16 protein-coding genes and 1 tRNA gene are annotated in these 25654 nt (G+C 61.5%); 4 read left to right on the forward strand and 13 right to left on the reverse strand.

All coding sequences use genetic code 11. The features are described from left to right. Position 1: 1 nt before the first annotated feature. The 4 genes from recD to LPB19_RS03950 all read right to left on the reverse strand — a co-directional run bounded on the left by recD (position 2) and on the right by LPB19_RS03950 (position 10004). Positions 2 to 2242, reverse strand: coding sequence for an exodeoxyribonuclease V subunit alpha (gene recD / locus LPB19_RS03935; protein ID WP_206644815.1), 2241 nt, complete (start codon positions 2240 to 2242; stop codon positions 2 to 4). Then, positions 2239 to 5961: an exodeoxyribonuclease V subunit beta gene (gene recB / locus LPB19_RS03940; RefSeq protein ID WP_206644816.1), complete on the reverse strand. Its 3723-nt coding sequence runs from the start codon at positions 5959 to 5961 to the stop codon at positions 2239 to 2241. Before recB ends, recD begins: the two co-directional genes overlap by 4 nt. Next, positions 5958 to 9518, reverse strand: a complete 3561-nt coding sequence (recC, locus tag LPB19_RS03945) for an exodeoxyribonuclease V subunit gamma (RefSeq protein ID WP_206644817.1) — start codon at positions 9516 to 9518, stop codon at positions 5958 to 5960. The genes recB and recC overlap by 4 nt, the downstream gene beginning before the upstream one ends. Before the next feature lie 195 nt (positions 9519 to 9713). After that, positions 9714 to 10004 carry a DUF6482 family protein gene (locus tag LPB19_RS03950; RefSeq protein ID WP_206644818.1) on the reverse strand — a complete coding sequence of 97 codons (291 nt, stop codon included), beginning with the start codon at positions 10002 to 10004 and terminating at the stop codon, positions 9714 to 9716. A 150-nt stretch (positions 10005 to 10154) separates the two neighbouring features. Here LPB19_RS03950 and LPB19_RS03955 point away from each other — a divergent pair, with 150 nt between their 5' ends. Beyond that, positions 10155 to 10595, forward strand: coding sequence for a DUF4864 domain-containing protein (locus tag LPB19_RS03955; protein ID WP_206644819.1), 441 nt, complete (start codon positions 10155 to 10157; stop codon positions 10593 to 10595). Positions 10596 to 10630: 35 nt separating this feature from the next. On the opposite strand, the gene LPB19_RS03960 is transcribed toward LPB19_RS03955, so the two are convergent. After that, positions 10631 to 12994: a sensor domain-containing phosphodiesterase gene (locus tag LPB19_RS03960; RefSeq protein ID WP_206644820.1), complete on the reverse strand. Its 2364-nt coding sequence runs from the start codon at positions 12992 to 12994 to the stop codon at positions 10631 to 10633. A gap of 222 nt (positions 12995 to 13216) precedes the next feature. Between LPB19_RS03960 and LPB19_RS03965 the strand changes: the two genes are divergently transcribed. Continuing rightward, positions 13217 to 14755, forward strand: coding sequence for a phospholipase D family protein (locus tag LPB19_RS03965; RefSeq protein WP_206645677.1), 1539 nt, complete (start codon positions 13217 to 13219; stop codon positions 14753 to 14755). A gap of 55 nt (positions 14756 to 14810) precedes the next feature. On the opposite strand, the gene LPB19_RS03970 is transcribed toward LPB19_RS03965, so the two are convergent. The 8 genes from LPB19_RS03970 to def all read right to left on the reverse strand — a co-directional run bounded on the left by LPB19_RS03970 (position 14811) and on the right by def (position 22959). Continuing rightward, positions 14811 to 14887, reverse strand: a tRNA-Pro gene (locus tag LPB19_RS03970). Between the two features lie 14 nt (positions 14888 to 14901). Continuing rightward, on the reverse strand, positions 14902 to 15480 hold the full coding sequence (gmhB, locus tag LPB19_RS03975; protein ID WP_206644821.1) for a D-glycero-beta-D-manno-heptose 1,7-bisphosphate 7-phosphatase: 579 nt from the start codon (positions 15478 to 15480) through the stop codon (positions 14902 to 14904). Between the two features lie 34 nt (positions 15481 to 15514). Next, positions 15515 to 17596, reverse strand: a complete 2082-nt coding sequence (glyS, locus tag LPB19_RS03980; protein WP_206644822.1) for a glycine--tRNA ligase subunit beta — start codon at positions 17594 to 17596, stop codon at positions 15515 to 15517. A 2-nt stretch (positions 17597 to 17598) separates the two neighbouring features. Further along, a complete protein-coding gene (gene glyQ, locus LPB19_RS03985; RefSeq protein WP_206644823.1) occupies positions 17599 to 18618 on the reverse strand; it encodes a glycine--tRNA ligase subunit alpha in 1020 nt (339 codons plus the stop codon). Positions 18619 to 18750: 132 nt separating this feature from the next. Further along, positions 18751 to 20124 carry a Trk system potassium transporter TrkA gene (trkA, locus tag LPB19_RS03990; RefSeq protein WP_206644824.1) on the reverse strand — a complete coding sequence of 458 codons (1374 nt, stop codon included), beginning with the start codon at positions 20122 to 20124 and terminating at the stop codon, positions 18751 to 18753. Then, positions 20121 to 21422, reverse strand: coding sequence for a 16S rRNA (cytosine(967)-C(5))-methyltransferase RsmB (rsmB, locus tag LPB19_RS03995; protein WP_206644825.1), 1302 nt, complete (start codon positions 21420 to 21422; stop codon positions 20121 to 20123). The genes trkA and rsmB overlap by 4 nt, the downstream gene beginning before the upstream one ends. Before the next feature lies 1 nt (position 21423). Continuing rightward, positions 21424 to 22359 carry a methionyl-tRNA formyltransferase gene (gene fmt / locus LPB19_RS04000; protein WP_206644826.1) on the reverse strand — a complete coding sequence of 312 codons (936 nt, stop codon included), beginning with the start codon at positions 22357 to 22359 and terminating at the stop codon, positions 21424 to 21426. Positions 22360 to 22455: 96 nt separating this feature from the next. Beyond that, positions 22456 to 22959 (reverse strand): peptide deformylase, encoded by a 504-nt coding sequence (gene def, locus LPB19_RS04005; protein ID WP_206644827.1) that lies wholly within the window; start codon positions 22957 to 22959, stop codon positions 22456 to 22458. Between the two features lie 403 nt (positions 22960 to 23362). Between def and LPB19_RS04010 the strand changes: the two genes are divergently transcribed. Together LPB19_RS04010 and dprA are read left to right on the forward strand one after the other, a co-directional pair. Beyond that, positions 23363 to 24385, forward strand: a complete 1023-nt coding sequence (locus LPB19_RS04010; RefSeq protein ID WP_206644828.1) for a LysM peptidoglycan-binding domain-containing protein — start codon at positions 23363 to 23365, stop codon at positions 24383 to 24385. 74 nt (positions 24386 to 24459) lie between these two features. Next, positions 24460 to 25629 (forward strand): DNA-processing protein DprA, encoded by a 1170-nt coding sequence (gene dprA / locus LPB19_RS04015; protein ID WP_407943939.1) that lies wholly within the window; start codon positions 24460 to 24462, stop codon positions 25627 to 25629. Positions 25630 to 25654 lie beyond the last annotated feature (25 nt).

A 25654-nucleotide genomic window follows, 5' to 3' on the forward strand; every position in this document is an offset into this window, starting at 1 on the left:
CTTAACCCTTGCTGAGCAACTGCGCAAGGCCGGAGGCGCGCACCACCCGTTGCCGGACACTGTCCCGGAACACACCGGCATCGCCGGTTACCAGACTGAACCAGTGGCGCGCCCGGGTGATTCCGGTATAGACCAGTTCCCGGGTCATAACCGGGCTGAGCCTGTCCGGCAACACCAGGCAGGTGTGGGTGAATTCCGAGCCCTGCGACTTGTGCACGGTCATGGCGTACACCGTCTCGAGCTGCTGTAGCCGGCTGGGTGAGATCCAGCGAATCCCGCCGGAGCCATCCGACGCCGGGAAAGCAACCCTCAGGGCCAATTTGGCATTACCCTGCTCGTCCTGGTCCCAGGGCACCGCCAGGGTGATGCCGATATCGCCGTTCATCAGTCCCAGGTTGTAATCGTTTCCGGTGATCAAAACCGGCCGCCCGGCATACCAGCCTTCGGCTCGTGGAATCAGGTTGTGCGCCAGCAGCTCCCGGGCGATCCGGTCGTTCAGGCCTTCCACGCCCCAGGGACCCTGGCGCAGGGCGCACAGAACCTGAAAATCGGAAAACGCCTCCAACACATCCAGGGCCAGGCCATCCCAGTCGGCGCGCGGGCTAGCGCTGTCCAGTTGGTGTTCGTTGATACGGCTCAGGTAGTGGCGGTAGCCCACCGGCGGGGGCAAGTCGTGGTCGTTCAGTTGTCGGCCCTGTCCGCCCTTGGCGAAGGTTTCCGGAGAACCGGACAGGGCGTGGCGGGCGATCAGCTCCAGCAGCGCTTCCGGTTCGCTGTGATTGCTCCGGCCATGCACCCAGCTGACGTCGTCGAACTGCTGGTCCCGGCAGGCCGTGAGCAAGGGTTCATCCAGTGTGTTGGTGTTCACCGCTTCGGCCAGGGTCCCGATGCCGCTGTGGGCGCCGAAGCGATAGCTCTTGCGCAGCATGGCCACGGCCTGGTCCAGCGTTTGCCCCTGGGGGTCCAGCAGGGTGTCCGGCAGGGTCGTACCTGTCACCTGTTCCAGCCACCGGGCGGTGTGTTGGGTGTAATGGCCTCTGGAGGCGCGCTGGCACAGTTCGCCCAATACCGCTCCGGCATCCACCGAGGCAAGCTGGTCTTTGTCCCCCAGCAGAATCAGCTGGGCGTGATCGGGCAGTGCTTCGAACACCGAGGCCATCAGGTCCACGTCCACCATCGAGGCCTCGTCAATCACCAGGATATCCAGCAGTAACGGATTGTCCCGGTTGTGGCGGAAACGCCGTGAGTCCGGCCGACTGCCCAGCAGCCGGTGCAGGGTGGTGACCTGAGTCGGAATGTCGTGCTGGCTCAGCTCCCCCGGCAGCTGCTCGAAGGGCAGCCGGCTGACCGCGCCGCCAATGGATTCATTCAGCCGCGCAGCGGCTTTTCCGGTCGGTGCGGCCAACCGGATACGCAGTTTCCGGCTCGGCTTGCCATCCTCACCCGCGGAACCGGCCACCGACTGGAGCGCAGCCAGTAGCTTGACCACGGTGGTGGTTTTCCCGGTCCCGGGACCGCCGGTAATCACCGAAAACCGGTTGCGGGCAGCGAGCGCACAGGCCAGTTTCTGATAGTCCACGGCTTGGGTGTTGCTGAACAACACCGACAGTGCCGCACTGAGGGTGCGGGTTGCCTTCGTATCGGCGTGGGCCAGCTCGGAATCGGCACTCAGCCGGGCCAGAATGCCCGCGGCGATCTGTTGTTCATAACGCCAGAACCGGCGCAGGTAGAGCCGGCTCCCGGCCATAATCAGCGGTGTGGTCAGTGAGCCTTCACTTACGATGTGGGCCTCTGACGTCAGGCTCAGGAGCTGATCCAAAGACAGCCGATCGGTGAGATCCGCCGGCGTCAGCGAAGGTTCAACCCCGGATCGCCCGGGTGATTCCTCCGGCGGCAGCGCCAGGGTGTTCCGGGGATCGCTGAGCAGTGCGTCCAGGTCGAGACAGACGTGGCCACGACCCACCTGATGCGATACCAGCGCCGACAGCAGGATCAGCACCGGTTCCAGTGGTTGTGCCTGCTCGTGCGACAACTGGCCGAGAAAACGGGCAAATTCGACATCCAGCGCCCGAAGCCAGTCGCTGTCGCGCCACTGCGCCAGCAGCGTCATCATGGCCGCAGCGTCGCCGAGTACGGCTTGTGGCGTCAGCAGGTCATTCTGAGGTTCAGCATCCCCCCTCTCAGGGTATCCGGCTTCCAGTTCCAGAGTGTACTGCAGGTCAGACGGTTTCTTGGTGCTCATGCGGCAGCCTCCCCTTCCCCACCGTCGAACAGTGCATCCAGGTCCTCAATCAGCTGTTTGGGTGGTTTGTCGGCGAAGGTGCCCGCGGCCGGGCCCCGATAGCCACGCAGAAACAGGTAGACCGCACCGCCCATATGCCGGTCATAGTCGTAGCCCGGAAGCCGGTCCTTTAGCAACCGGTGCAAGGCCAGCAGGTACAGCAGGTATTGCAGGTCATAACGTTTGTCCAGAATGGCCTGGCCCATGGCCTGATGGGTGTAGGCGCTGTCGTCCTCGCCCAGGTGATTGGATTTGTAATCCAGCACGTAGTACCGCCCCTGGTATTCGAACACCAGGTCGATAAAGCCTTTCACCATGCCGTTGAACCGGCGTTCCTCGGCCCGTGGCCGGTCGGCGCCATCGAGTGTGTGTTCGGTGGCTTTCTGGTCCAGGGTACGAATGGCTACGTTGCGGCTCTCGAACCAGAACTCCAGCTCCGGGCGCAGGGTCTTCAGGTCGGCCAGCGCGGCGCTGGCCTGACCCTGACGGTCCAGCGGCAGAGGCGTCTGCAGCAGGGCCAGCAGCCACTGGCTCAGGGCGTCTGCCCATTCGCCCCAACCTCGGGTGGTGCAACGACGGGTGACATAGTCACGGAACTCGCCAGGGTTGTTCACCACCGCACCGAAGCCCTGCTCACAGCACCACTCCAGCAATTCATGCAGGAAGGTGCCCGCGCCGGCACCCCGTGGGAACTGGTGTTGGCTGTAATCGGTGACCGGCGGCGGGAGATCGTCGGCGGCTACCTTGCCCTCTTCTCTCAGGTTCTGGCTCTCGGCATCCTCGACCTCGCCGGCGAAGACCACGCCGCTGCCGGACAATCCGGTGTATTCGATGGTGGAATAACTGGCAATCCACCAGTCCTCCCGTGCTTCGCGCAGCGACGCCAGCGCCGGGCCAAGCGACTCCGGCGCCGGTTCCGCGTAGTGAACGGTGTCGGGATCGGGCAGTGGCATCGCTTGTATGGCTGGCTGCTGCTCGGTCAGTGCGGACAGGCACTGGATCAGGGGCTGTTGCCTGGCGTTGTCCCCGCCGAGCAGGTAACCCAGCCCGCTGTCGGTCCAGTCCTTGATGGCGGCCGCGCCCACCCAGGTGGCATGACGGGCGCGGGTCAGTGCCACGTACAGTTTGCGGATGTCCTCACCGAGCCGTTCCCGGTCGGCGTGAGCAAGAACCTCCGGAGACGGGTCGAACACGGTAACCAGCTGGCCCTGCTGGTCGTGAAAACGGACATAGGCACGACTACCGCTTTCGGCCCGGAACGCGGTGCCGAACGGCAAGAATACCAGTGGGTATTCGAGCCCCTTGGACTTGTGCACCGTAATGACTTTCACCAGGCCGGCATCGCTTTCCAGCCGCAGGGTCCGGTGTTCGTCTTCTTCGTCGGCCGCTCGCAGGATCTGGGTGTAGTGGTGCACCAGGGCGTGCTCGCCGTCGAGCTGCAGGCTGTCCTGTTGCAGCAGTTCGGCGATGTGCAGGATGTCGGTCAGGCGACGCTCGCCATCGGCGCGCTGCAGCAATCGGGCCGGCACCTCGAAATCCATCAGGAAGCTGCGCAGCATGGGCAGCACGCCCTGGGTCTGCCACTGCTGGTGGTAGCCCAGGAAACGCTCGATTTCACGTTCCAGGGCGATTTCATCGGTCAGCAGCCGGTTCAGGTCCTGCCAGGAGCGCGCCAGTGTGGGGGTGGCGAGTGCCGCCCGGGTCAGCGCGAGCTGTCGGGGTTCCGCCACCGCTTTCAGCCAGCACAGGACTTCCTGCGCTTCGCCTGAGCGTAACACCGAATCCCGGTCGGACAGGTACACGCTCTTGATCCGGCGGCGGCCGAGGGCGTCTCGCACCGCTGCCGCCTCGGTCCGGTTGTTGACCAGGATAGCGATGTCCTGGGGCCTGACCGGTTCCAGGTCAGCGGGATCGCTGGCCAGCGCGAAACCGGCCCGGCCCTGCTGGCCCAGGGTCAGTAACCGGGTGATTTCACTGGCACAGGTTTCGGCCACGGTTTCCGTGGCCTGCCCTTTCGCCAGCGGTTTGCCGGCGCCGTCCTTGTCCTGTTGCTCGCTGTCCAGGGTCCAGAAGGTCAGGCTTGCCTGAGGCGTGTCATCAACACACCACTGACGTTTGCTGCCCTGTGCCTCCACGCCCTGGAACGGCAGGGGCGTGGCATCGCCCTTGCCAAACAGGAAGGCACCTTCAGAGCTGTGCTGATCGGCGTGTTCGAACACCCGGTTGACCGCCGCAACCATGGCCTTGGCGGAGCGGAAGTTGCGGCCCAGGGTCCAGGTCCGGTCCTGTACACCCTGACGCGCCTCCAGGTAGGTGTAGATATCGGCACCCCGGAAGCCGTAAATCGCCTGTTTCGGATCGCCAATCATCAGCACGCAGGTGTCCGGGGTGTTGTCCGCCACCCGGTAGATGCGATCAAAGATCCGGTACTGGATCGGGTCGGTGTCCTGGAATTCATCAATCAGGGCTACCGGGAACTGGCGGCGAATGGTGGCCGCCAATTGCTGGCCGCGGGGCCCGTGCAGGGCCTCGTCGAGCCGGGTGAGCAGGTCGTCGAAGCCCATCTCCGAGCGTTTCTGCTTTTCCGCTTCCAGGCGCCTCGCCACCCACACGGTGGCGTGCTTCAGAATGTCCGAGCGGGCACTGCCGGCATCCGCGGCAAAGGCCTTGAGTTCTGCAATGGCATCAAAGGCCGGGTGGCCGGGTACTTCGGCCTCGCCCTTGAGCACCCGGGCCAGACCCTCCGGGGTCTGATTGGTGAAGCCGGCGGTGTCGAGTTTGTCGGGTAGCAGGTCATCGGAATCGGCCCAGTGGGTGAGCAGATCCCAGGCTGCGACCATACTTTTCTTGCTATTGCCGTGCAGGCGTTTGTCCTTTTGCAGCTCATCCAGCAGTGGCAGCACGTCGTCCCGCCATTGCTGCCAGGGCAAGGCCTTTAACGCCCGCGAGCGCGCCCTGCGCTGCTGTACCAGGTTGTCGATGGTGTCGGCTGGATTGCCGGATGGTTCGGGCAGCGTTCCGGCATCGCCCAGCAGCCCGCGGATTGCCTGGCGCAGCTCCATTGGCGTCTTCCAGTGCCGCAGCGCCTCGTCCATCAGGCCCGTCTCCAGCGGGTAGATAAAGGTGCGCCAGTAGTCCCGCACCACATCATCGAGCAGTTCGGTCTGGTCGGTTTCCAGGGTCAGCTTGAACAGGCTGCCGCTGTCGAACGCGTGTTCACTGAGCATGCGGTTACACCAGCCGTGGATGGTGGAAACCGCCGCCTCGTCCATCCATTCGGCCGCCAGCAGCAGTTTCTTGCGGCATTCCGGCCAGGTGTCCGGGTCCGGATAGCTGGTGTTGCGCAGCTCGTACAGCAGTTTGGTTTCCGGCGAGGGGGCTTGCTCGTCACCGAGCTCTGAAAAGACCTCGGCGGCCTGGGTCAGCCGGGCCCGGATACGGTCTCGTAACTCCTTGGTGGCCGCGTCGGTAAAGGTGACCACCAGCAGATTCGGGGGCAAAACGCCGCTCGCCAGCGGGTTGTCGGTGGCTTGGCCATGCCCCAGTACCAGACGCACATACAGAATGGCAATGGTAAAGGTCTTGCCGGTGCCGGCACTGGCCTCAATCAGGGTGCTGCCGTTCAGGGGCAGCGCCAGCGGGTCCAGGTGTGGGCGTGATTGTGGTAATTCGGTGCTCATGCCTTCCCCCTGGATTTCTTGGCGTTTTCCCACAGTGGCAGATAAAGCGCCCGCACCAGGGTTTCAAATTCACCGCTGGCGAAGAGCTGTTCCGGGCTTTCGAAACTGGCGCCCAGGTAGCCGGTATCCCGCTCCAGCGCACTCTGGTAGGCGGCTTGCGCTTCCGTTCGCGCGCGCTCCGGGTCGTCTTTCTGGATCCCGGGAATCCAGGCATAGGCGGTTTCCGCATGCACCGGCAGCGCGCGGGTGGTGGCCTCCATCCAGGCCGAGACGATGGCCTCGAAGTAAGCGCTCGCCTGCTCTACCGGTAACGGATCAAACTGGAAGCTGTTGTTCTCCTCCTTGCCCAGGATGCGGGTTTGGAAGGGCGCCCCGGTCAGCTGTCCGGCCAGGTGGATCACCCAGTCCCGAAGCAGGTTGGTGTAGCGGATTTTTCCACTGCGGCCGGACCCTGCCAGCAGGCCCGAACTGGCAATCACCAGCCGGCAAAGCTGGCCGGCCCCATCGCGTCGAAGGTCTGGAATCAGATCGGCGATCTGCACGGCCCCCAACGGGTTCTGGAACTGCAAGCTGAAGTGCCCGGGTTCGGTGCATGCTTCTGGCCAGTGCGCCAGCTCCCGCTGATGGCGGTCGAACAGGTTCGGCAGGCGCGGTTTCAGATCACTGCGCAGTCGTCGTTCCGTGACACCCATGCCCAGGTCGCCCCGGCGGGCCATGCGTTCAAGGCACTGTTCCAGGCGCTGATCCAGCTCGTCCCGGGAGTCCGCCTTCAGAACCGCTTCCTGAATCAGTTCGTTGTCCAGTTGCCAGCGATCCAGTCCGGTCAGTTCGAACGCTTCGTTGTCGGTGTCTGCCTCGGCTACCTCGTCAAAGTACACTTGCAGGCGGCGCTGGTAGAACGTGGCAATCGGCCGCTTCAGAAAGTTCGCCAGCTCGCCCAGGGTGACCGGCTCTTCCGGAGCCAGGTATGGCAATGCCGCGGTGTTGTTGGTGTCCGGTTGTTGTCCGTGCGCGGTGCGCCATTCCCGTTCGTAGGTGAACAGATTGCCGGCCTGCAGGATCTCGTTCAGCGGCCGGGGTGCCCCCTCTGCACGGCCGTCAACGGCGTTGCTCAGCGGGAAGTAGGCCCGGCTGAATGGCTGGAGCGGATGTGGCGTGGTGAGTGTGCCGGTGACGGTTTGCGCCGGGCGGCCGGCCACCTGCCACAGGGCGTCGATGTGGTCCTTGAGCTGACTCACCAGGACCGACGGCGGGCGTTCGGAATCGTCGCGAATGCTGCGCCCGACCCAGCTGATGTAGAGCTGCTCACGGGCGGACAACAGCGCTTCGAGGAACAGGTAGCGGTCATCCTCCCGGCGGGAGCGGTCGCCGGGTCGGTAGTCGTTGGCCATCAGATCAAAATCCACCGGCGGCCGGGAACGGGGGTAATCGCCGTCGTTCATGCCCAGTAAGCAAACCCGGCGGAAGGGTATTGCGCGCATGGGCATGAGGGTCGCGAAGTTGACCTTGCCGGCCAGAAAACGCTGGTTCAGCCCACCTTCATCCAGCCCCGCCAGCAAGACATCGCGGATAATGTCCAGCGCCAGTGGCTGCTCGATCAGGCCTGCGGCCGCAGTATCGTCGAGCCATTGTTCGGTCTGACGCCGGAAGCGGTTTAGCAGCAGCAGATCGTGTCCTTCGGCGTCCTGGAAAAAGGTTGCCAGCAGGTCGGAGATCTGGAGTTCCCACTGCGCCGGGGAACGGTCAACCTGCAGGGCCAGCCAGAGCGTTTCCAGCTTCTGGACAAATTCTGCCAGCCGGCCGGCCAGGTCTGCCTGCAAGCCACCGACCTCGCCATAGGGTTCGATGCCGGCCCAGGCGTCATCGTCGCCCATACCGTAGCCCAGCAGCATGGCCCGCAATCCGGCTTGCCAGGTGTTGCGTTCCAGTGCGTCCGGCAGGTCCAGAGTGGCGCGATGCTGCCCGTGCAGGCCCCAGCGAATGTTCGCGCCTTCGATCCAGCGCCGGGCCAGGGGAATCTCGGCTTCCTCGATGCCAAACCGGGTACGTATGCAGGGGACCTCCAGCAGGCTCAGGATTTCGCTGGCGCCAAACCGGCTGCGCGGAAGCGACAACAGGGTCTCCAGAGCGATGAGCACCGGTTCATGGTGGCGCTGCCCCTGGTCGGAGATGGTGAACGGGATGTGGCGTTTGCTGCCGGCTGGATAGCGTCCGAATACCGCCTGGATATGGGGCGCGTACAGGTTGATGTCCGGCACCATCACCATGATATCCCGGGGCCGCAGGCTGGGGTCGGCATTGAAGGCGGCCAGTAACTGGTCGTGCAGGATTTCGACTTCCCGTTGCGGGCTGTGGGCATCGTGAAACGCCAGCGAGCGATCCTGAGTCGGGTCCAGAAGTCGCTGTTCGGCGCGGATGTCCGGCAGCGGGGTCAGGTTGTAGATATCGTTCTGCAACTGATGCAGCAGTCTGGGCGCCTCAAGGTCGCCGTGGGCCGAAAAAATATCAATCTTCTGGTCCGGGGTTTCCAGTTGCCCGCGATAGGCGTCCGGGTTATCGAATTCATCCAGCAGGCGGATGTAATCCCGTCCCTGCTTGCCCCAGGCCGCCAGCAAGGGATTGGCGTGCTGGTGCAGAAGGTCCGGATCGGTCAGCACCGACAATGCGGGGTGCCGGGCGCCCCGCTTGCGTTCGGCATTGAGCAGGTCCCGGTCGCTCACGATGTCGGCCCAGTAATACTGGCAGGGGTTGTGGACACACAGGACCACCTGACTGAACCGGCTGAGCACGGACAGGGCTTCCAGCGCCTGTCGGGGTAACGACGATACGCCGAACACAACGATGCGCCGGGGCAACCGGGCTGGATTGGCGGGCTGGCCAAGCTGCTTGCCCTGCTCCACAAACCGGGTGTGAATACGGGACCGGCTGGTGTGAGCCGCATCGCCGGTATCCTCCACCAGTCGCCGCCACAGCGTTGCCTGCCAGAGGGTTTCCGGGTCCAGCGCCCGCTCCTCGCCCCTGGCGCTGATGGTGATGTCGCGCCCCTGCTCCCAGGCCGCCAGCCAGTCGGCCCGGAACACCTGATACTGGTCGAACAGGTCGGCGACTTTCTCGGCCAGCTGGAAGGTCCGCATTGCTGTATTCTGGCCGTCCATAAACCGGGCCAGCGGCGTGAAGGCGCTGTCCTGGTTCACCAGCTCCGGCAGCATCCGGTACAGGCGCCAGAGCAGGCGCGGCTTGTCGAATGGCGATTGCTGAGGCACTTCGCCGTCGGGCAGAACGGCCCGGTAGGCCTGCCAGATAAACCGCGCAGGGAACAGGAATTCCATACCGGCGGCAATCCCGAGGCCGCCATCAGCACCGTCGCCCGAGCGTTTTTCCGCCAGGGCCAGCTTCAGCCACTGGGCAATACCATTGCTCTGAACCAGAAAGGTTTCGCTCTCCAGCGGGGGTAACGGATGCTCGCGGCACAGGAACACCACCGCGCGGCGGAGGTCTTCGAGATGGTTGGCGTGGATGGCGTAAAAGCCCGGTGGAATGGCGGATTGGCTGGCCATGAAATTCCCTGTGCTGAAAAGCGGCGTGTAAACACCCCACAGGGTATCGCAATCGGGAAAAAAATCAGACCGTTATCGGCTTCTTCGCACAGGCCGATGTCGGCTGACGGCGGAGCTACGAAGTGGAAACAGGGAAAGGGCCTGTCAGCGGACAGGCCCCTTCGCATCAACGCGACCGGTGGGCGTTGGCCCGAATCAGAGGGGGACTCGCATGGATTCCGAACTGGTCACCGGCATGCCGATCATCTCATCCGTGCCCGTGGGCGGGATGACTTCTTTCTTGGTCACCGTCATGCCGTGAAACGCGTCTCGCGCTGCGCAGGCGCCCGAGAACATCATTACCTGATCGTGCTCGTCGGTCAGCACGTAACCGTGGCCGCCAACGTAGAAGCGCGCCATGTAGTAGCGCCCTTCCATTGACACAATCTCGAGCAGGTCGATGGTCTGGTTTTTCAGCGCCTTCATTGAACTCAACTTCATGTGCATAGCGAGCCTCCCGCTTGCGGACTTGCAGATTAACTACCCGAGGATTTACGACCGCGACTCTCGGATAGGTCAAAAAATAATCAAAAATCGATCTGAACGGGTGAGCATGGCGTAGACTGACAGTGAGGCTGCCAAGAGGAGGGTTTGGTCATGCAAACCACACGAGCGGCACCCCGAGTCTGGTCAGTACTGCCCTTTCTGATTGTCAGCACCTGGACACTACTGCCGACTCTGCTGCACGCCGAAGATGAAATTGATGTGGCGATTCGAGACGCCATCATGCGTCAGATAGAAGCCTTCGCCAACGATGATGAGGAAACGGCCTGGACCTATGCTTCGGAAGGCATCAAACGCCAGTTCGGCTCTTCCGATGTGTTTGTCGACATGGTTCGTGAGCAGTACCCGGCGGTGCACCGGGCAAGCACGATCGAGTTCGCTGAGCGCATTCCCCATGGGCCCTTTGAAATTCAAACGGTGAAAATTCGCGGCCCGGAGGGTGGGCGCTGGGATGCCTTTTACCGCATGGTGCGGATCCGGGGCGAGTGGCGCATCGCCGGAGTTCGGCTGGCACCGTCTGACCCCGGTATCTGACCGCCGACACTGGCTTAACGTTCGGGGCAGCCGGATCAGCTCGCCCCGTAACGTTGCTCCCAGGTGAAATTCCGGGCCCATTCCATGGCCTGGGCATAGGGCACCGGCCGGCTGTACAGGAAGCCCTGTCCGGTTTCGCACCCAAGGTCGATGACCTGCTCTTCCAAGTCCTTCGTTTCGATGCCCTCTGCCACCGTCCGGCGCTGGAAACTCTGTGACAGATTGACGATGGCCCGCACGATCATGTTGTTCTCGCCGCCGCGGGTCATGTCCTGCACGAAGGAACGGTCAATCTTGATCTCCTGGGCCGGCAGCAGCCGGAAATACGTCAATGACGAATAGCCGGTGCCGAAATCGTCCAGCGAGATGTCGACACCCAGCTCGCGACAGATACCAAGGTTGCGAATCACCCGGTCGGCATCGTCCAACGCGGTGGTTTCGAGGATTTCCAGAATCAACCGGTTGCGCACTTCCGGATTCCGCCCTTCCAGCGCAGACTCGATATCCCGCGGGAACGACTCGCTCAGAAAGTGCGATGGGCTCAGGTTGATGCTCAGGGTGTAGGGCAGGTCCTGCGCAATAAACTCCTCGACCACCTTAACCGCGGAGTCCAGAACGAACAGGCCAACGTCCCGGGCGTATTCGGTGTATTCGATATGCTCCAGAAAACGGTATGGGCTGAGTACGCCTTCTTCCGGGTGGTTCCAGCGAATCAGCGCTTCGAAGCCCTGGATGGTCTGTTGTTTCAGGTTCAGTTTTGGCTGGTAGTAGAGCTCGAGCTGGTCTTGTTCCAGCGCAATACCGATCTGTTCCAGCACCCGCGCGCGCTCTTCCCGGCTTTGATGCGTTTCCAGGTCGAACAGCTTGTAGCCATTCTTGCCCGACTCCTTGGCGGCATACATGGCCTGATCGGCGTGTCGCAGCAACAGGTCGGTATCGACGTCGTCATCGGGATAGACCGTCACACCCATACTGGCCGATAAGGTCAGTATCAGCTGATTGTGCTTGATGGGTTGGCGAATGGCTTCGAGCAGCCGGCTGTAGACCTTGTCGTTGTCCACATCGCGCAGGATGGCGACAAATTCGTCGCCGCCAAGCCTGCCGACGGTGTCGTGGCTTCGAATCGTGGATTGCAGTCGGTCGGCAATGGTTTTCAGAACCGCATCGCCGACAGCGTGGCCATGTTCGTCGTTGATTGCCTTGAAGCCGTCCAGATCAATAAAGCAGACCGCCAGCCGGCCCTTGCGCTTGTCGGCCTCGGCGACTTCCTGCTGAAACACCTTGGTCAGCCGCCGGCGGTTGGGCAGGCCGGTCAGGGCGTCGTAATTGGCTGCCTTCTCCAGGCTTTGCTTGTGTTCCAGCTTTTCCTTGTACAGCCGCTTGCGTTCAATCAGGTTGCCGATGGTGTGCAGCAGTGGCGCGAGTTCTTCCGCCAGTTGGGCGCGGTAGCCCTCGAGCCGGTTGGCCAGTCCCACCAGACCGATCTGGCGGTCGCCGGCGAACACTGGAATACCCATGTAGGTATCGAGCTGCGGGTGGCCCTTGGGCAGGCCGCCGCCACGGGGATCATCCTTGACGCTGTCGGACACAATGATGTCGCCGGTGACCATCGGCCGCCCAAGCAGGTTTTCGACGTTGTCGAACACCATGCCCCGACGCTCGATCTTCTGGTAGAAGGTCTCGGTTTCCTCGCTCCAGGCAAGATTGGAGATGGCGCCGATCTGCAGGTACGGCTGTCCCGATGCCCTCTGGTGAACTTCGCCAATGAAACCGAACTGGCTGCCGGTCAGTGTCAGCAGGTCATGAAGCACCTGTTCGAACGCTGCCCGCTCGTCGGTGTTGGACAGGAACATGTTCTGGGCACGGTGAATGGCCCGGTTGAGCAGCGAGACCTGGACATATTCGCCTTCGTTGCTGGTAAGCAGTGAACGCTCCAGCTCATCTTCAATGATGCTGGCCAGATTGCGCAGAACGTCCAGATCGATGTCTGACAGGCATCGGGGCTGGTCGTCGATGATGCACAGGGTGCCAATCCGGAAACCGGTGGGGTCCCGAACCGGCATGCCGGCATAGAAGCGGTAATTGTTAGGGTTTTTGACCAGCGGATTGTCGCAGAAACGGGCATCCCGGGCTGCGTCTTCCACCACCAGGGCATCTTCCTGCTGAATGGCGTAGTCACAGAAGGCAATGGACCGGGGCGTTTGCTCAAGCTCGGTGCCCTGCCGGGACTTGAACCACTGTCGGTCGTTATCCAGCAGCGAAAACAGCGAGATCTTCACACCGTAGTGATGGCGCGCGATGCGCGTTAAACGTTCAAAACGTTCTTCCGGGGGGGTATCGAGAATGCCCAGTTTTTCGAGTGCGGCTTGACGTCGTTTTTCTAACTGGTGGGTGGCCATACTTCTGCCTTCCGAGACTGCTCAAAGCGCAAGTATTGCATAAAAGTTTTGTAACAGTCTGACAACGTATTGAAGCAAAAGGTTATCGAGCCGGCCGGCCATGACAAACCTGCTGGCACGGACTAACTTGAAAGGGTGAATCAGGAGATCATTCCTTGTCGCCAGCCGGCGCCAACGGTGCAGAGGAAAGGTGCCGTGTCCCATTATTCAGTGTTTCGCTCAATGCCTGTTCTGGCCTTGTTGATGGCCATTATCGCCCTGTCCGGGTGCGCGCTCCCTGCGATGAAGGAGCGCCCGGGCAGCAGTGCCCTGTCGTTTCAGTACACTTCGGATACGCGCCTGGGCGGTGCCATTGAGCCGGCGTTGAAGGAGAATGAAGGGTTGAGTGGTATCTTGCCCCTTTCGGACCCTCACGATGCCTTTGCGGCGCGGGTATTACTGGCCGAGGGTGCTGACGCCTCGCTGGATGTGCAGTATTACATCTGGCAAAACGATATTACCGGCACCATGTTGCTGTACTCCCTGTATCGGGCGGCCGAGCGCGGGGTTCGGGTACGCCTGCTGCTGGACGACAACGGTGTTGGTGATCTGGACGACGCGCTGGCAAGTATGGATGCGCACCCCAATATTGAAGTCCGCCTGTTCAATCCGTTTGTCACCCGCAATCCGAAATGGATTAACTATCTGTTTGCGTTCCCCCGCCTGAATCATCGCATGCATAACAAATCATTCACCGCCGACAACCAGGCGGCCATCATTGGTGGCCGCAACATCGCCGATGAATATTTCGGTGTGGGCGAAGGCGCCCTGTTTACCGATCTGGATGTGCTGGCGGTGGGTCCGATCGTGGATCGACTGTCATCGGATTTCGATATTTACTGGGCGTCAGAATCCTCGTACCCGGCCAGCTTGATACTGCCGGAGCCAGAAGAGGGTCAGCTGTGGGAAGTCATGGCCAATGCCCGGGCGCTGGAAGCGAGTGACGAGGCGGTTGAGTATGTCAAAGCCGTGGAAGGCTCGGATTTCTTGCAGAACCTGCTGACCGGTGACCAGGACTTTACCTGGGCCCCGGTGACCATGGTGAGTGACGATCCGTCCAAGACTCTGCAAAAAGCCGACAAGGAAGATCTGCTCAGTGAGCAGCTGAAAGTCGCCCTGGGTCAACCGACGGAGCGGGTGACGCTGGTGTCGCCCTATTTCGTGCCGGGGAAGCGGGGCGTGGAGGTGTTCCGGAATCTTGAAGAGCGCGGGGTGCAGGTGCGCATTCTGACCAACTCCCTGCAGGCGAATGACGTGGCCATGGTGCATGCGGGCTATGCCAAGTACCGTAAACCGCTGCTGAAGGCAGGCGTCGAGCTCTACGAAATGCGTCCGCAGGGCGATCGGGAATCGGTTGAGCGACGGCTTACCCAGGGACTATCCGGCAGTTCTTCGTCCAGTCTCCATGCCAAGACCTTTGCGGTCGACGGTGAAACCCTGTTCGTCGGCTCGTTCAACTTCGACCCCAGATCCACCAACCTGAATACCGAACTCGGCTTTCTGATCGAAAGCGAACAACTGGCGGCGAGGCTCGACACGTATTTTGAGGAGCGCGTGCCGATGCTGGCTTACCAAGTGGTACTCGACGAGGATAGTGATCTCGAGTGGATCGAGCGCAATGGTGACCAGGAAACCCGCCATGACCACGATCCAGGGAGCGGTGTGTTCAAACGAATGATGGTGAAGTTTTTCTCGTGGATGCCGATCGAGTCGATGCTTTGATCAGCGGCTTGGATAACAGCGGGTAAACCGGGGAAGTCGAGAAATGCGGGAATAGTGGTCGGCGTGGCAGGATTCGAACCTGCGACCCCTTCGTCCCGAACGAAGTGCGCTACCAAGCTGCGCCACACGCCGATCAACGGCCGGTATTATACGGATTCGTTCTGCTTTTGCCAGCCCTCGGCGGCCAAAACGGCATCGGCAAAACTACTGAGCGTGTTATAGACCGGGATCCGGGCCCGAGGAATCGGCCGTTCCTGCAGATGACATTCGGTCTCCAGGCCGTTACCGGTTCTGACCAGGGCCACATCACAGCCGGCGCTCAGGCCGGCTTCCAGATCCTTGCGGCTGTCCCCGACCATGATCGCCCCGTTAAGGGAATTCAGCTGGAAGTGCGTCCGAATCTGCTCCAGCAGGCCGATCTGCGGTTTCCGGCACCGACAGTAATCGTCGGGACGGTGGGGGCAATAGGTAATCAGATCGATACAGCCACCGGCCGCTTCCACCAAGCCTTTGAGCTTGTCGTGCATGGCGTCAAGGGTATCGACATCGTAGTAGCCCCGGCCAATGCCCGACTGATTGGTGGCGACGGCAATCCGGTGCCCGGCGTTGCAAAGCCGGGCCACCGCGTCGATGCTGCCGGGAATCGGGTGCCATTCATCAGGCGAGCAGATGTAACTGCCATCGTACTGATTAATGACCCCGTCCCGGTCGAGGATGATGAGCATCGGCCCTTACTGCCTCCGGCTGCGACTGTGCGGGTCAGCTGTTGGTGGGCAGCAGGGAAATATCCGCCACCCGCAGGAACAGGTTGCGCAGCCGGTTCAGCAGCGCCAGCCGGTTATTGCGAAGGGCTTCGTCCTCTGCCATCACCATCACCTCATCGAAGAAGCGATCCACCGGTTCCCGCAGGCTGGCCAGCGAGCGCAGCGCACTGGCGTAGTCACCCTGTTCGAACAGCGGCATCACGGTGTCGGCCTGCTGGTCGATCTGCTCGGCCAGGGCCTTTTCGGTCGCATCCTGCAGCAGACCGCCATCCACGGTTTCACCGACAGCTTCCCCACCCTGCTTGGTCAGGATATTGGACACCCGCTTGTTAGCCGCCGCCAGGGCATCGGCCTCCGGCAGCTGACGGAAGCTTTCCACTGCCTTGATCCGACGGTCGAAGTCCAGCGGACGGGTTGGGCGACGGGCGTGCACCGCCAGATAGACCTCAGCGCGAATGCCCTGTTCTTCATAATGGGCACGGAAGCGATCGAGCATGTAATCCACCACCGAGGCGGCGCTGTTGCTTTCGGTCAGAACGGTGAAGTTTTCTTCCGCCCACTCACAGCAGGTCTGCAGGTCCAGCGGCAGTTCACGCTCGATGATGATGCGCAGCACACCGAGGGAGGCACGGCGCAGGGCGAACGGATCGCGGGTTCCGGAGGGCGGCTGGTTGATGCCGAACAGGCCCACCAGGGAATCCAGGCGATCGGCCAGTGCCACCGCACAGCCGGTCAGGGTAGTCGGCAGGTCGTCGCCGGCGTGACGCGGCATGTACTGCTCGTTCAATGCCTTGGCCACATCCTCGGCTTCGCCATCGTTGAGGGCGTAGTACTGACCCATGATGCCCTGCAGGTCGGTGAACTCCAGCACCATCTCGGTGACCAGGTCGGTCTTGGCCAGCATGGCGGCGCGCTCGGCCTGGGCTGGATCACCACCAATGGCTTCGGCAATTTTCCTGGCCAGCGCAGCCACCCGGACGGATTTGTCGTAGATGCTGCCCAGCTTTTCCTGGAACACGATGGGCTTGAGCTGATCGATACGCGCTTCCAGTCTGGTCTTACGATCCGTCTCATAGAAGAACGCGGCGTCGGACAGGCGTGGACGAATCACTTTCTCATTGCCTTCGATGACCTGCGCCGGGTCCTTGCTCTCAATGTTGGCCACGGTGATGAACAGCGGCATGATCCGGTCTTCGCCATCAACCACGTGGAAGTACTTCTGGTGTTCTTCCATCGAAGAAACCAGTGCTTCTGCCGGTACTTCCAGGAACCGTTCCTCGAAACGGCCCATCAGCGGCACCGGCCACTCGTTCAGCGCGGTCACTTCATCCAGCAGGTCGTCGTCGATGACGGCGGTGCCACCGGCTTCATTCTTCGCCAGTTCAGACACGCCGGCACGAATCATGTCACGGCGCTGGGCGAAATCGGCAATGACATAGCCTTCCTGCTTGAGGATGACTTCGTAATCACTGGGCGTGGGGATGATGAGTTTTTTCGGGCAATGGAAGCGGTGGCCCCGGGTCTGGTTGCCGGTAGTCAGGCCCATGATTTCGGCGTTCACCACCTGGCTGCCATACAACATCACCACCCAGTGCACCGGACGGACGAACTCGGTCCGGTGGGCGCCCCAGCGCATACGCTTGGGGATGGGCAGCGCCGCCAGGGATTTCTCCACCAGCTCGGGCATCAGGTCTTCGGTGGCCCGGCCCTGTTCCACCGTGCGGTAAACGACCCAGGCGCCCTTGTCGGTTTCCAGAGTGTCGAGGGCGTCCGGGGTTACACCCAGCGAGGTGGCAAAACCGGTCAGTGCCCGCGTCGGGTTACCGGCATCGTCAAAGGCAGCCTTGACCGCAGGGCCTCGCTTTTCCACCGGCTTGTCCGGTTGCGCGTCCGCCAGATCGCGAATGCGAACGGCCAAACGACGCGGAGCGGCAAAGGCTTCCACCTTGCCGAATGCAATGCCCGCTTCTTCCAGGCTCTGGCTAAGGCCTTGGGTGAACGCATCCGATAGTGGCTTGAGTGCTTTGGGCGGCAATTCTTCGGTGCCCAGTTCGACCAGAAAATCCTGTGTTGCCATGATTATGCGTTCCCCTGTTCCTGCTGTGCTTTCTTCTTGCCTTTCTTCTTCTTGGCGGCGTTATCGGCGGCCTCGGATACTGCCAGAACCTCTTCCCGGAGGTTGGCTGGTGCAAGCGGGAAGCCAAGCTGACGCCGGCTATCGAAGTAGGCCTGGGCCACGGCCCGTGCCAGGGTTCTTACGCGCAGGATGAAGCGCTGACGCTCGGTCACCGAGATGGCGTGGCGGGCATCCAGCAGGTTGAAGGTATGGGACGCCTTGAGTACCTGCTCGTAGGCGGGCAGAGCCAGGCCGGCTTCGATCAGGCGGGCACTTTCGCGCTCGTGCACATCGAAGCTGTGGAACAGGAATTCGGTATCGGCGTGTTCGAAGTTGTAGGTGGACATTTCCACTTCCTGCTGGTGGAACACGTCGCCGTAGGTAACCACGCCCTCAGGTCCCTCGGTCCAGACCAGGTCATAAACACTGTCGACGCCCTGCAGGTACATGGCAATGCGCTCCAGGCCGTAGGTCAGCTCGCCGGTGACCGGATAGCATTCCAGGCCGCCCACCTGCTGGAAGTAGGTGAACTGGGTGACTTCCATACCATTGAGCCAGATTTCCCAGCCCAGACCCCAGGCGCCCAGCGTGGGCGATTCCCAGTTGTCCTCAACAAAGCGGATATCGTGCACCAGCGGGTCGAGGCCCAAGGCCTTCAGGGAGTCCAGGTACAGCTCCTGAATGTTGTCCGGAGATGGTTTCAGAACCACCTGAAACTGGTAGTAGTGCTGGAGCCGGTTGGGGTTTTCACCGTAACGGCCATCGGTCGGACGACGACTGGGCTGAACGTAAGCGGCATTCCAGGTTTCCGGACCAATGGCCCGCAGGAAGGTGGCCGGGTGGAAGGTACCGGCGCCCACTTCCATGTCCAGGGGCTGGAGTACAACGCAGCCGTGCTGCGCCCAGAAATTCTGAAGAGCCAGGATCAGGCCCTGAAAGGTCCTGATATCCGGAGTAGTCGTTTTCGTTGCCTTGTCTGTCACGACGATTGCCTATTGATCGGTCTGTGTGTGGCGCCCGTTCTCTTTAACGGAATCCGGGCACTCTGAAAAAAGGCGCATTATACGCTCGCGCGGAAGGGATTTCTAAGATAGGGGCTGCACTTTGCTTTTCAACTAGAAGAAGGTGAGCCCGACCTGGAACAGTTTTTCCACATCCCGCACCCGGGATTTGTCCACCAGGAACAGGATTACGTGGTCGTCCGGCTGCACACGAAGGTGGTCGTGGGCAATGAGTACTTCATTGTGGCGTACGATTGCCCCGATGGTGGTGCCCTCGGGCAGGGGGATTTCGTCCAGCCGGCGGCCGACGACTTTTGAGGAGCGGTGATCGCCATGGGCGATGGCCTCGATGGCCTCCGCTGCGCCTCTGCGCAGTGAGTGAACGTTCACTACATCGCCGCGGCGAACATGGGTCAGCAGGCTGCCGATGGTGGTTTGCTGCGGCGAAATGGCGACATCAATATCGCCGCCCTGGATCAGGTCCACGTAATCGGGGTTGTTGATCAGGGTGAACACCTTGCGGGCGCCGAGACGTTTGGCCAGCAACGAGGCCATGATGTTGGCCTCGTCGTCGTTGGTGACGGCGCAGAACACATCGGTGTTTTCGATGTTCTCTTCCAGCAGGATGTCTTTATTGGCGGCGTTGCCCTCCAGCACCACGGTCTTGCGCAGGTTCTCTGACAGCATTACACAGCGTTCGTGGTCCCGTTCGAGCAGTTTCACCTGATAGCGGTTTTCCAGGGTCTGCGCCAGGCGCTGGCCAATGTTGCCGCCGCCACAGATGAAAATGCGCTTGTAGTTCTTGACCAGGGGATGGAGCTCACTCATCACCGACCGGATGTGGTTGGTACCGGCGATGAAGAACACCTCGTCGCCGTCCTCGATGACGGTATCGCCCTGAGGCATGATCGGCCGATCTTTGCGGAAGATGGCCGCGACGCGGGTATCGATGCGGGGCATGTGGGTGCGCAGATAGGACAGCTCGTGACCCACCAGCGGACCGCCCTCGGTCGCCCGGATGGCAACCAGTCGCGCCAGGCCCTTGGAAAACTCCAGCACCTGCAGGGCACCGGGGTATTCGATCAGGCGAGTGATGTGCCGGGTCACCAGGTGTTCCGGGCTGATCATCACATCAATCGGAAAGCCGTTCTCACCGAACAGTTCGTTGCGGGCGAGGTAGGCGCCGGCACGGACACGGCTGATTTTGGTGGGGGTTTTGAACATGATGCTGGCAATCTGGCACGCCACCATGTTGGTTTCGTCGCTGCTGGTGACGGCAATCAGCATGTCGGCATCGGCAGCACCGGCCTGCCGCAGCACGCTGGGATAAGACGCCTTGCCCTGCACCGTGCGGATATCCAGCCGGTCCTGAAGCTCGCGCAGGCGGGCGCCGTCGCTGTCAATCACCGTGATGTCGTTGGCTTCGTTGGCGAGGTTCTCGGCCAGGGTACCGCCGACCTGGCCAGCACCAAGGATCAGGATCTTCATGCTTCGGGTTTCTCCAGCACTGCGTAGAAGAAGCCATCATGGCTCTCGGGGTCGGGCAGCAACTGGCGCCCCGCGCCCATGTCCCGCCCCCACGCGACGTCCGGCTCGACTGGCTGGACGTCTTGGTTTTGTTTCTGGAACCGCTGAATTATACGGTGGTTTTCCTGGGGAAATACCGAACAGGTCGCATACACCAGCCGCCCTCCCGGTTTGAGGATGTCCCACATGGCGTTCAGCAGACCAAGTTGGATCGCCGCGAGGGGCGTGATGTCGGACTCCCGGCGCAGCAGTTTGATGTCCGGATGACGCCGAATGACGCCGCTGGCGCTGCAGGGTACATCCAGCAGGATACGGTCGAACGGTTCGCCATCCCACCACTGTTCGGTGTCTGCGGCGTCGGCCTGATTCAGCGTGGCATGCAGATCCAGCCGATCGAGATTTTCCTGCACCCGGGGCAGACGCTCGGCCGATTCATCAAGGGCCACCACCTCGTTCAGGCCATCACAGGCCTCCAGGATGGCGCAGGTTTTCCCGCCGGGCGCGGCACAGGCGTCCAGCACCCGCTGGCCCGGTTTCAGGTCCAGCAAGGTGGTACACAGCTGGGCGGCCTCGTCCTGGACACTCACCGTGCCGTCAAGAAAGTAAGGCAAATGATCAACCGGGACCGGGTGCACGAGTTGAATGCCGTGGGGCGCAAAGCGGGTCGGTACGGCTTCAATGACGGCCTCTTTGAGCAGGTCCAGGTAGGCATCCCGGCTCATGCGGCGGGCATTTACCCGCAGTGTCATCGGTGCCTGGGTGTTGTTGGCGTCGAGAATGCTTTGCCAGTCGTCGGGCCAGTTGTGGCGCAGTTTTTCCACCATCCATTGTGGGTGGCTGAAACGACTGGCGTCATCGGCGGGCTCCGGCGCCCCTTCTCTTTCGGCCGATCGCAATACACCGTTGACCAGGCCGGTCAGGTGCGGTTTGTTCAGGGCCCGGCAGGCCTCCACGGACTCGTTCAGGATGGCGTAGTTGGCCTGCTGGCTGAAACGGAGCTGGAACAGCGCCACCAGCATCAGGTGGTGGACCACACGGTCTGTCGGGCGCAGGGACTTTTTCAGCCGACTGCGCAACTCACCATCCAGACGATGAAACCAGCGACTGGTGCCAAAACACAGCGCCTGCATGGCCGGTCGCTGGTCTGGCGGCAGTTGTTGCAGAGCCGGAGGCAGGCACTGGTTCAGGGACTGGCCGTTTTCAACCGCGAGCAGAACCTTGGCGGCGGCGGCGCGCAACGGCAGACCGTAGGTGTCCATGTCAGTTCAGCTCCTGGCCGGGTAGCAGCAGTTGTTTGCCGCCATTGATCAGGTCGTTAACACTCTGGGCGCGGGCGCCCGGAAGCTGCAAACGGGTAATTCTCAGGGTGCCGGTGCCGCAGGCGACGTCGATACCGTCCCGTTCCCGGTAAAGTATGGTACCTGGCGCGGCATCCTGCCGGCTCGCTAGCGCCTCGGCCTGATGAATGCGAATCCGCTGCTCACCCAGGTCGCTGTAGGTGCCGGGCCAGGGATTGAAGGCGCGCACCAGCCGTTCGATGGTCTGCGCCTCCTGGTTCCAGTTGATGTGACCTTCGTCTTTGGTGAGCTTATGGGCGTAACAGGCTTCGGTTTCGTTCTGCGCTTCGCCGCGCAAGGTGCCCTGCTCAAGCTGGGCCAGTGCTTCAACAATCGCTTCGCCACCCATGTCGGCCAGCCGGTCGTGCAGGCTGCCCCCGGTGTCGGTGGCGCGAATCGGGGTGCTGCTCTTGAGCAACATGGCGCCGGTATCAAGGCCCTCATCCATGTGCATGATGGTGATGCCGGTGTCCCGGTCGCCGGCTGCAATCGCCCGATGAATCGGCGCGGCGCCACGCCAGCGAGGCAGCAGCGAGGCATGAATGTTGAGACAGCCCTGTGCGGGTATATCCAGCACCGCCTTGGGCAGAATCAGGCCATAGGCCGCAACGACCATCACGTCCGGTTTAAGGTCGGCCAGCTCCTGCTGGGCTTCCGGGCTTTTCAGGGATTGAGGCTGAAACACAGGCACACCGGCGTCGAGCGCGACCTGTTTGACCGGGCTGGGTATCAGCTTTCGGCCCCGGCCTGAGGGACGATCAGGCTGGGTATACACGCCAACAATGGTGTGGGAGGTGCCCAGCAGGGCAGTCAGGGCGGTAGCGGCAAAATCGGGGGTGCCGGCAAAAACAAGTCGCACGGGTCTGGCGTCTCTGTTCAGTTGAAAACGAAAAGACCGGGTGTATGACCCGGTCCGCTATATCCTGCCTTGCAAGCCCGGGCGAAGGGCTGTCGGTCAGGCGCTCTTCTTGTGCACTTTTTCCAGTTTCTTGCGAATCCGGTTGCGCTTGAGGGAACTGAGGTAATCGACAAACAGCTTGCCGTTGAGGTGATCCATCTCATGCTGGATACACACCGCCAGCAGGCCGCGGGCTTCCAGTTCAAAGGGCTTGCCGTCACGGTCGCGCGCCCGGATCATGCAGTGTTCGATGCGGGTTACATCTTCATAGAAGCCAGGCACGGACAGGCAGCCCTCCTGCATGGACTCGGGGTCGCCCTCGAGCACTTCCACTTCCGGGTTGATGAATACCCGGGGCTCGCTCTTGTCTTCGGACAGGTCCATCACGATGATCTGCTTGTGCACATTCACCTGTGTCGCCGCCAGGCCAATGCCGGGCGCATCGTACATGGTCTCGAACATGTCGTCGATCAGTGTCCGGATGTCGTCCGTCACCTCGTCCACAGGCTTGGCGATGGTACGCAGGCGGGGGTCCGGGTATTCGAGGATCTCTAAAATCATGTCGTATCTTCAGCTTTTGGCCGTTGTTACCGGCTGACATGCAAAGATGCCAGCCCTGGAAACTTTGTAAATTTCTGCAAGCGCGTGACCTGAATCGCCAAATTGCGACCGTGTGCAGTGCAAACATGGATGGTTCCGGATCATAATCGAGCGGAATCCACGGCTGCCGTGCGCTAATCGTGTCACGCCATTATCCAACAATTCAGCGATTGAGTACAAACTGATCAGTTGATAGTTAAAATCTTTCGCAGGCGGGATAGAATCTACTGGAAGAACAAAAGATAACATCACAAATCCTGGCACATCTTCTATAGTATCGGGAAATAATCAAATAAGCTGCAGGCACCAGACTGCGCACCAAAAAAACGCAAAGATTCAAGGCACGCGATCAAGGACTTATACAATGAGGAAACTGCTGTACTCTCTGGCGGCGTCATCGATGCTGCTGTTCACCTCCTGGACCCAGGCCGCTCCCGAATTCAAAACTGATCTCCCCGAACGCTACACCGTGGTTAAAGGCGATACGCTTTGGGATATTTCCGGCCGTTTCCTCAATAACCCGTGGTACTGGCCCGAAATCTGGCATGTGAACCCGCAGGTTGAGAACCCGCACCTGATCTATCCGGGTGATCGCCTCGCTTTGGTCTATATCGATGGCCAGCCCCGCGTGACCAAAGTGGCCTCCAATAACGGTGTCGTGAAGCTGTCTCCGGAAGTGCGTTCCGAGCCGCTGAACAGCCCGATCCCGGCCATCCCGCTTGATGCCATCAGCAGTTTCCTGACCGACACCCGCATTGTGACGCCGAAAGAACTCGAAGGTGCGCCTTACGTGCTGGAAGGCGAGGATGCCCGCATCATTACCGGTGCCGGTGACCGCATCTACGCCCGTGGTGACAAGCCGGCGGACAAGGTAGGTATCTTCCGCCGCACTAAGGAATTTGTTGATCCGGAAACCGGGGAATTCCTCGGCCTTGAAGCCCGCAGCGTGGGTGCCGGCGACGTCGTGGCGGAAAATGGCGAAGTGCTGACTCTGGAGCTAACCAAGTCGAACCAGGAAATCCGCATTGGCGACCGGTTGCTGACCAACGTCAACCGTCCGATCTCCACCAGCTTCTCGCCCAGCTCTCCGAGTCAGGATGTCGAAGGCTTGATGATCGCCGTCGATGGGGGGGTAACCCAGATCGGTCAGTACGATGTGGTTGCCATCAACCGTGGTGTCCGCGATGGCCTGGAGCCGGGCAACGTGATGGCGGTGCTGAAAACCGGCAATCTGGTACGTGATCCGGTCACTGGCGAAACCATCGCACTGCCGTCCGAGCGTGCCGGCCTGATGATGGTTTTCCAGACCTACGAGAAAATGAGCTATGGCCTGATCCTCCAGGCCACCCGCGCGCTGTCGGTGGGTGACAAGGTGGTAAACCCCTGATCAGCTGGCGTTAAAGCGATGCGTAAGGCCGGGCCAGGAAGGCCCGGCTTTTTTGTGTTCAAGGACGAGATATTGTGACTGAACTTCACTGCTCCACGGGCCGGGATTCCGGTGCCGACCCCTTCAGCCAGGAAATCTCTGGCTGGCTGCTGCTGACCTGCCTGCCCGGCGTAGGCCCAAAAACCCGCACGGAACTGATCCAGCGCTGGCCGACGCCCAGCGATTTAATCAATAGGAATCCCGCAAGTCTTGCTGCCTGTGGCCTGCCTTCGAAGGTCGTGCCTGCAATCGTGGCGTGGCAGCGGCGTGACCTTGGCCATCCTGTTGTGAGCAAGGTGTTGTGGATTATCGAGCAATGCCGGCAACAGGCGATCCAGATCCTGGTCTGGTCCGATCCGCGGTATCCGGAACCCCTGCGGCACATTCATGATGCCCCGCTGGTGCTGTACACCCAGGGCGATGTATCGCTGTTGACGCGTGAACAGATCGCCGTGGTCGGCAGTCGCGACGCCACCCCCACCGGGCTGGCGCTGGCCCGGCGCTTTGCGGCCGAACTGAGTGAGCACGACCTGCTGGTTACCAGCGGCCTGGCCCTGGGCGTCGATGGCGCGGCCCATGCCGGTGCTCTGGATGTCGAGGCACCGACCCTGGCAGTGATTGGTAGCGGGCTCGATGGTATTTATCCGAGCCGGCACCGGCCACTGGCACAGCGGATCCTGAGACATGGCCTGCTGGTGTCCGAATACCCGCCGGGCACACCGGCCCGGCCAGCTCACTTCCCGCAGCGTAACCGCATCATCAGCGGGCTCGCGCGAGGGGTTCTGGTGGTCGAGGCCGGCTTGAAAAGCGGCTCGCTGATCACTGCCCGCCTGGCTCTGGAACAGGGGCGGGAAGTGTTTGCCGTGCCCGGTTCGGTTCAGAGTCCGGTGTCCCGGGGATGCCATCATCTGATCAAACAGGGCGCCTCCCTGGTAGAGACCGTGGAGGATATCCTGCTCGAACTGGGCGCCAGCTGGCAGGGCCCGACACCAGCGTCTGCAGAGCCAGACCCGGCGCAGCCCTCGACCGCGCTGGCGGAGCGGGAAATCGCGGTCTTCCGGGCTTTAGGGTATGATCCGCAATCCACCGATGCGCTCAGCGTCGCGACGGGCCTGTCGGCCGATCAGCTCATGCAGTCCCTGCTGCTGTTGGAGTTACAGGGTCTGGTGACGCCGGTTCCCGGAGGTTATCAGCGACTGGCCTGAGCGCAGGCGACAACAACATTCCGGA

It is taken from the genome of Marinobacter salinisoli (genome assembly GCF_017301335.1).
GTDB lineage: Bacteria > Pseudomonadota > Gammaproteobacteria > Pseudomonadales > Oleiphilaceae > Marinobacter > Marinobacter salinisoli.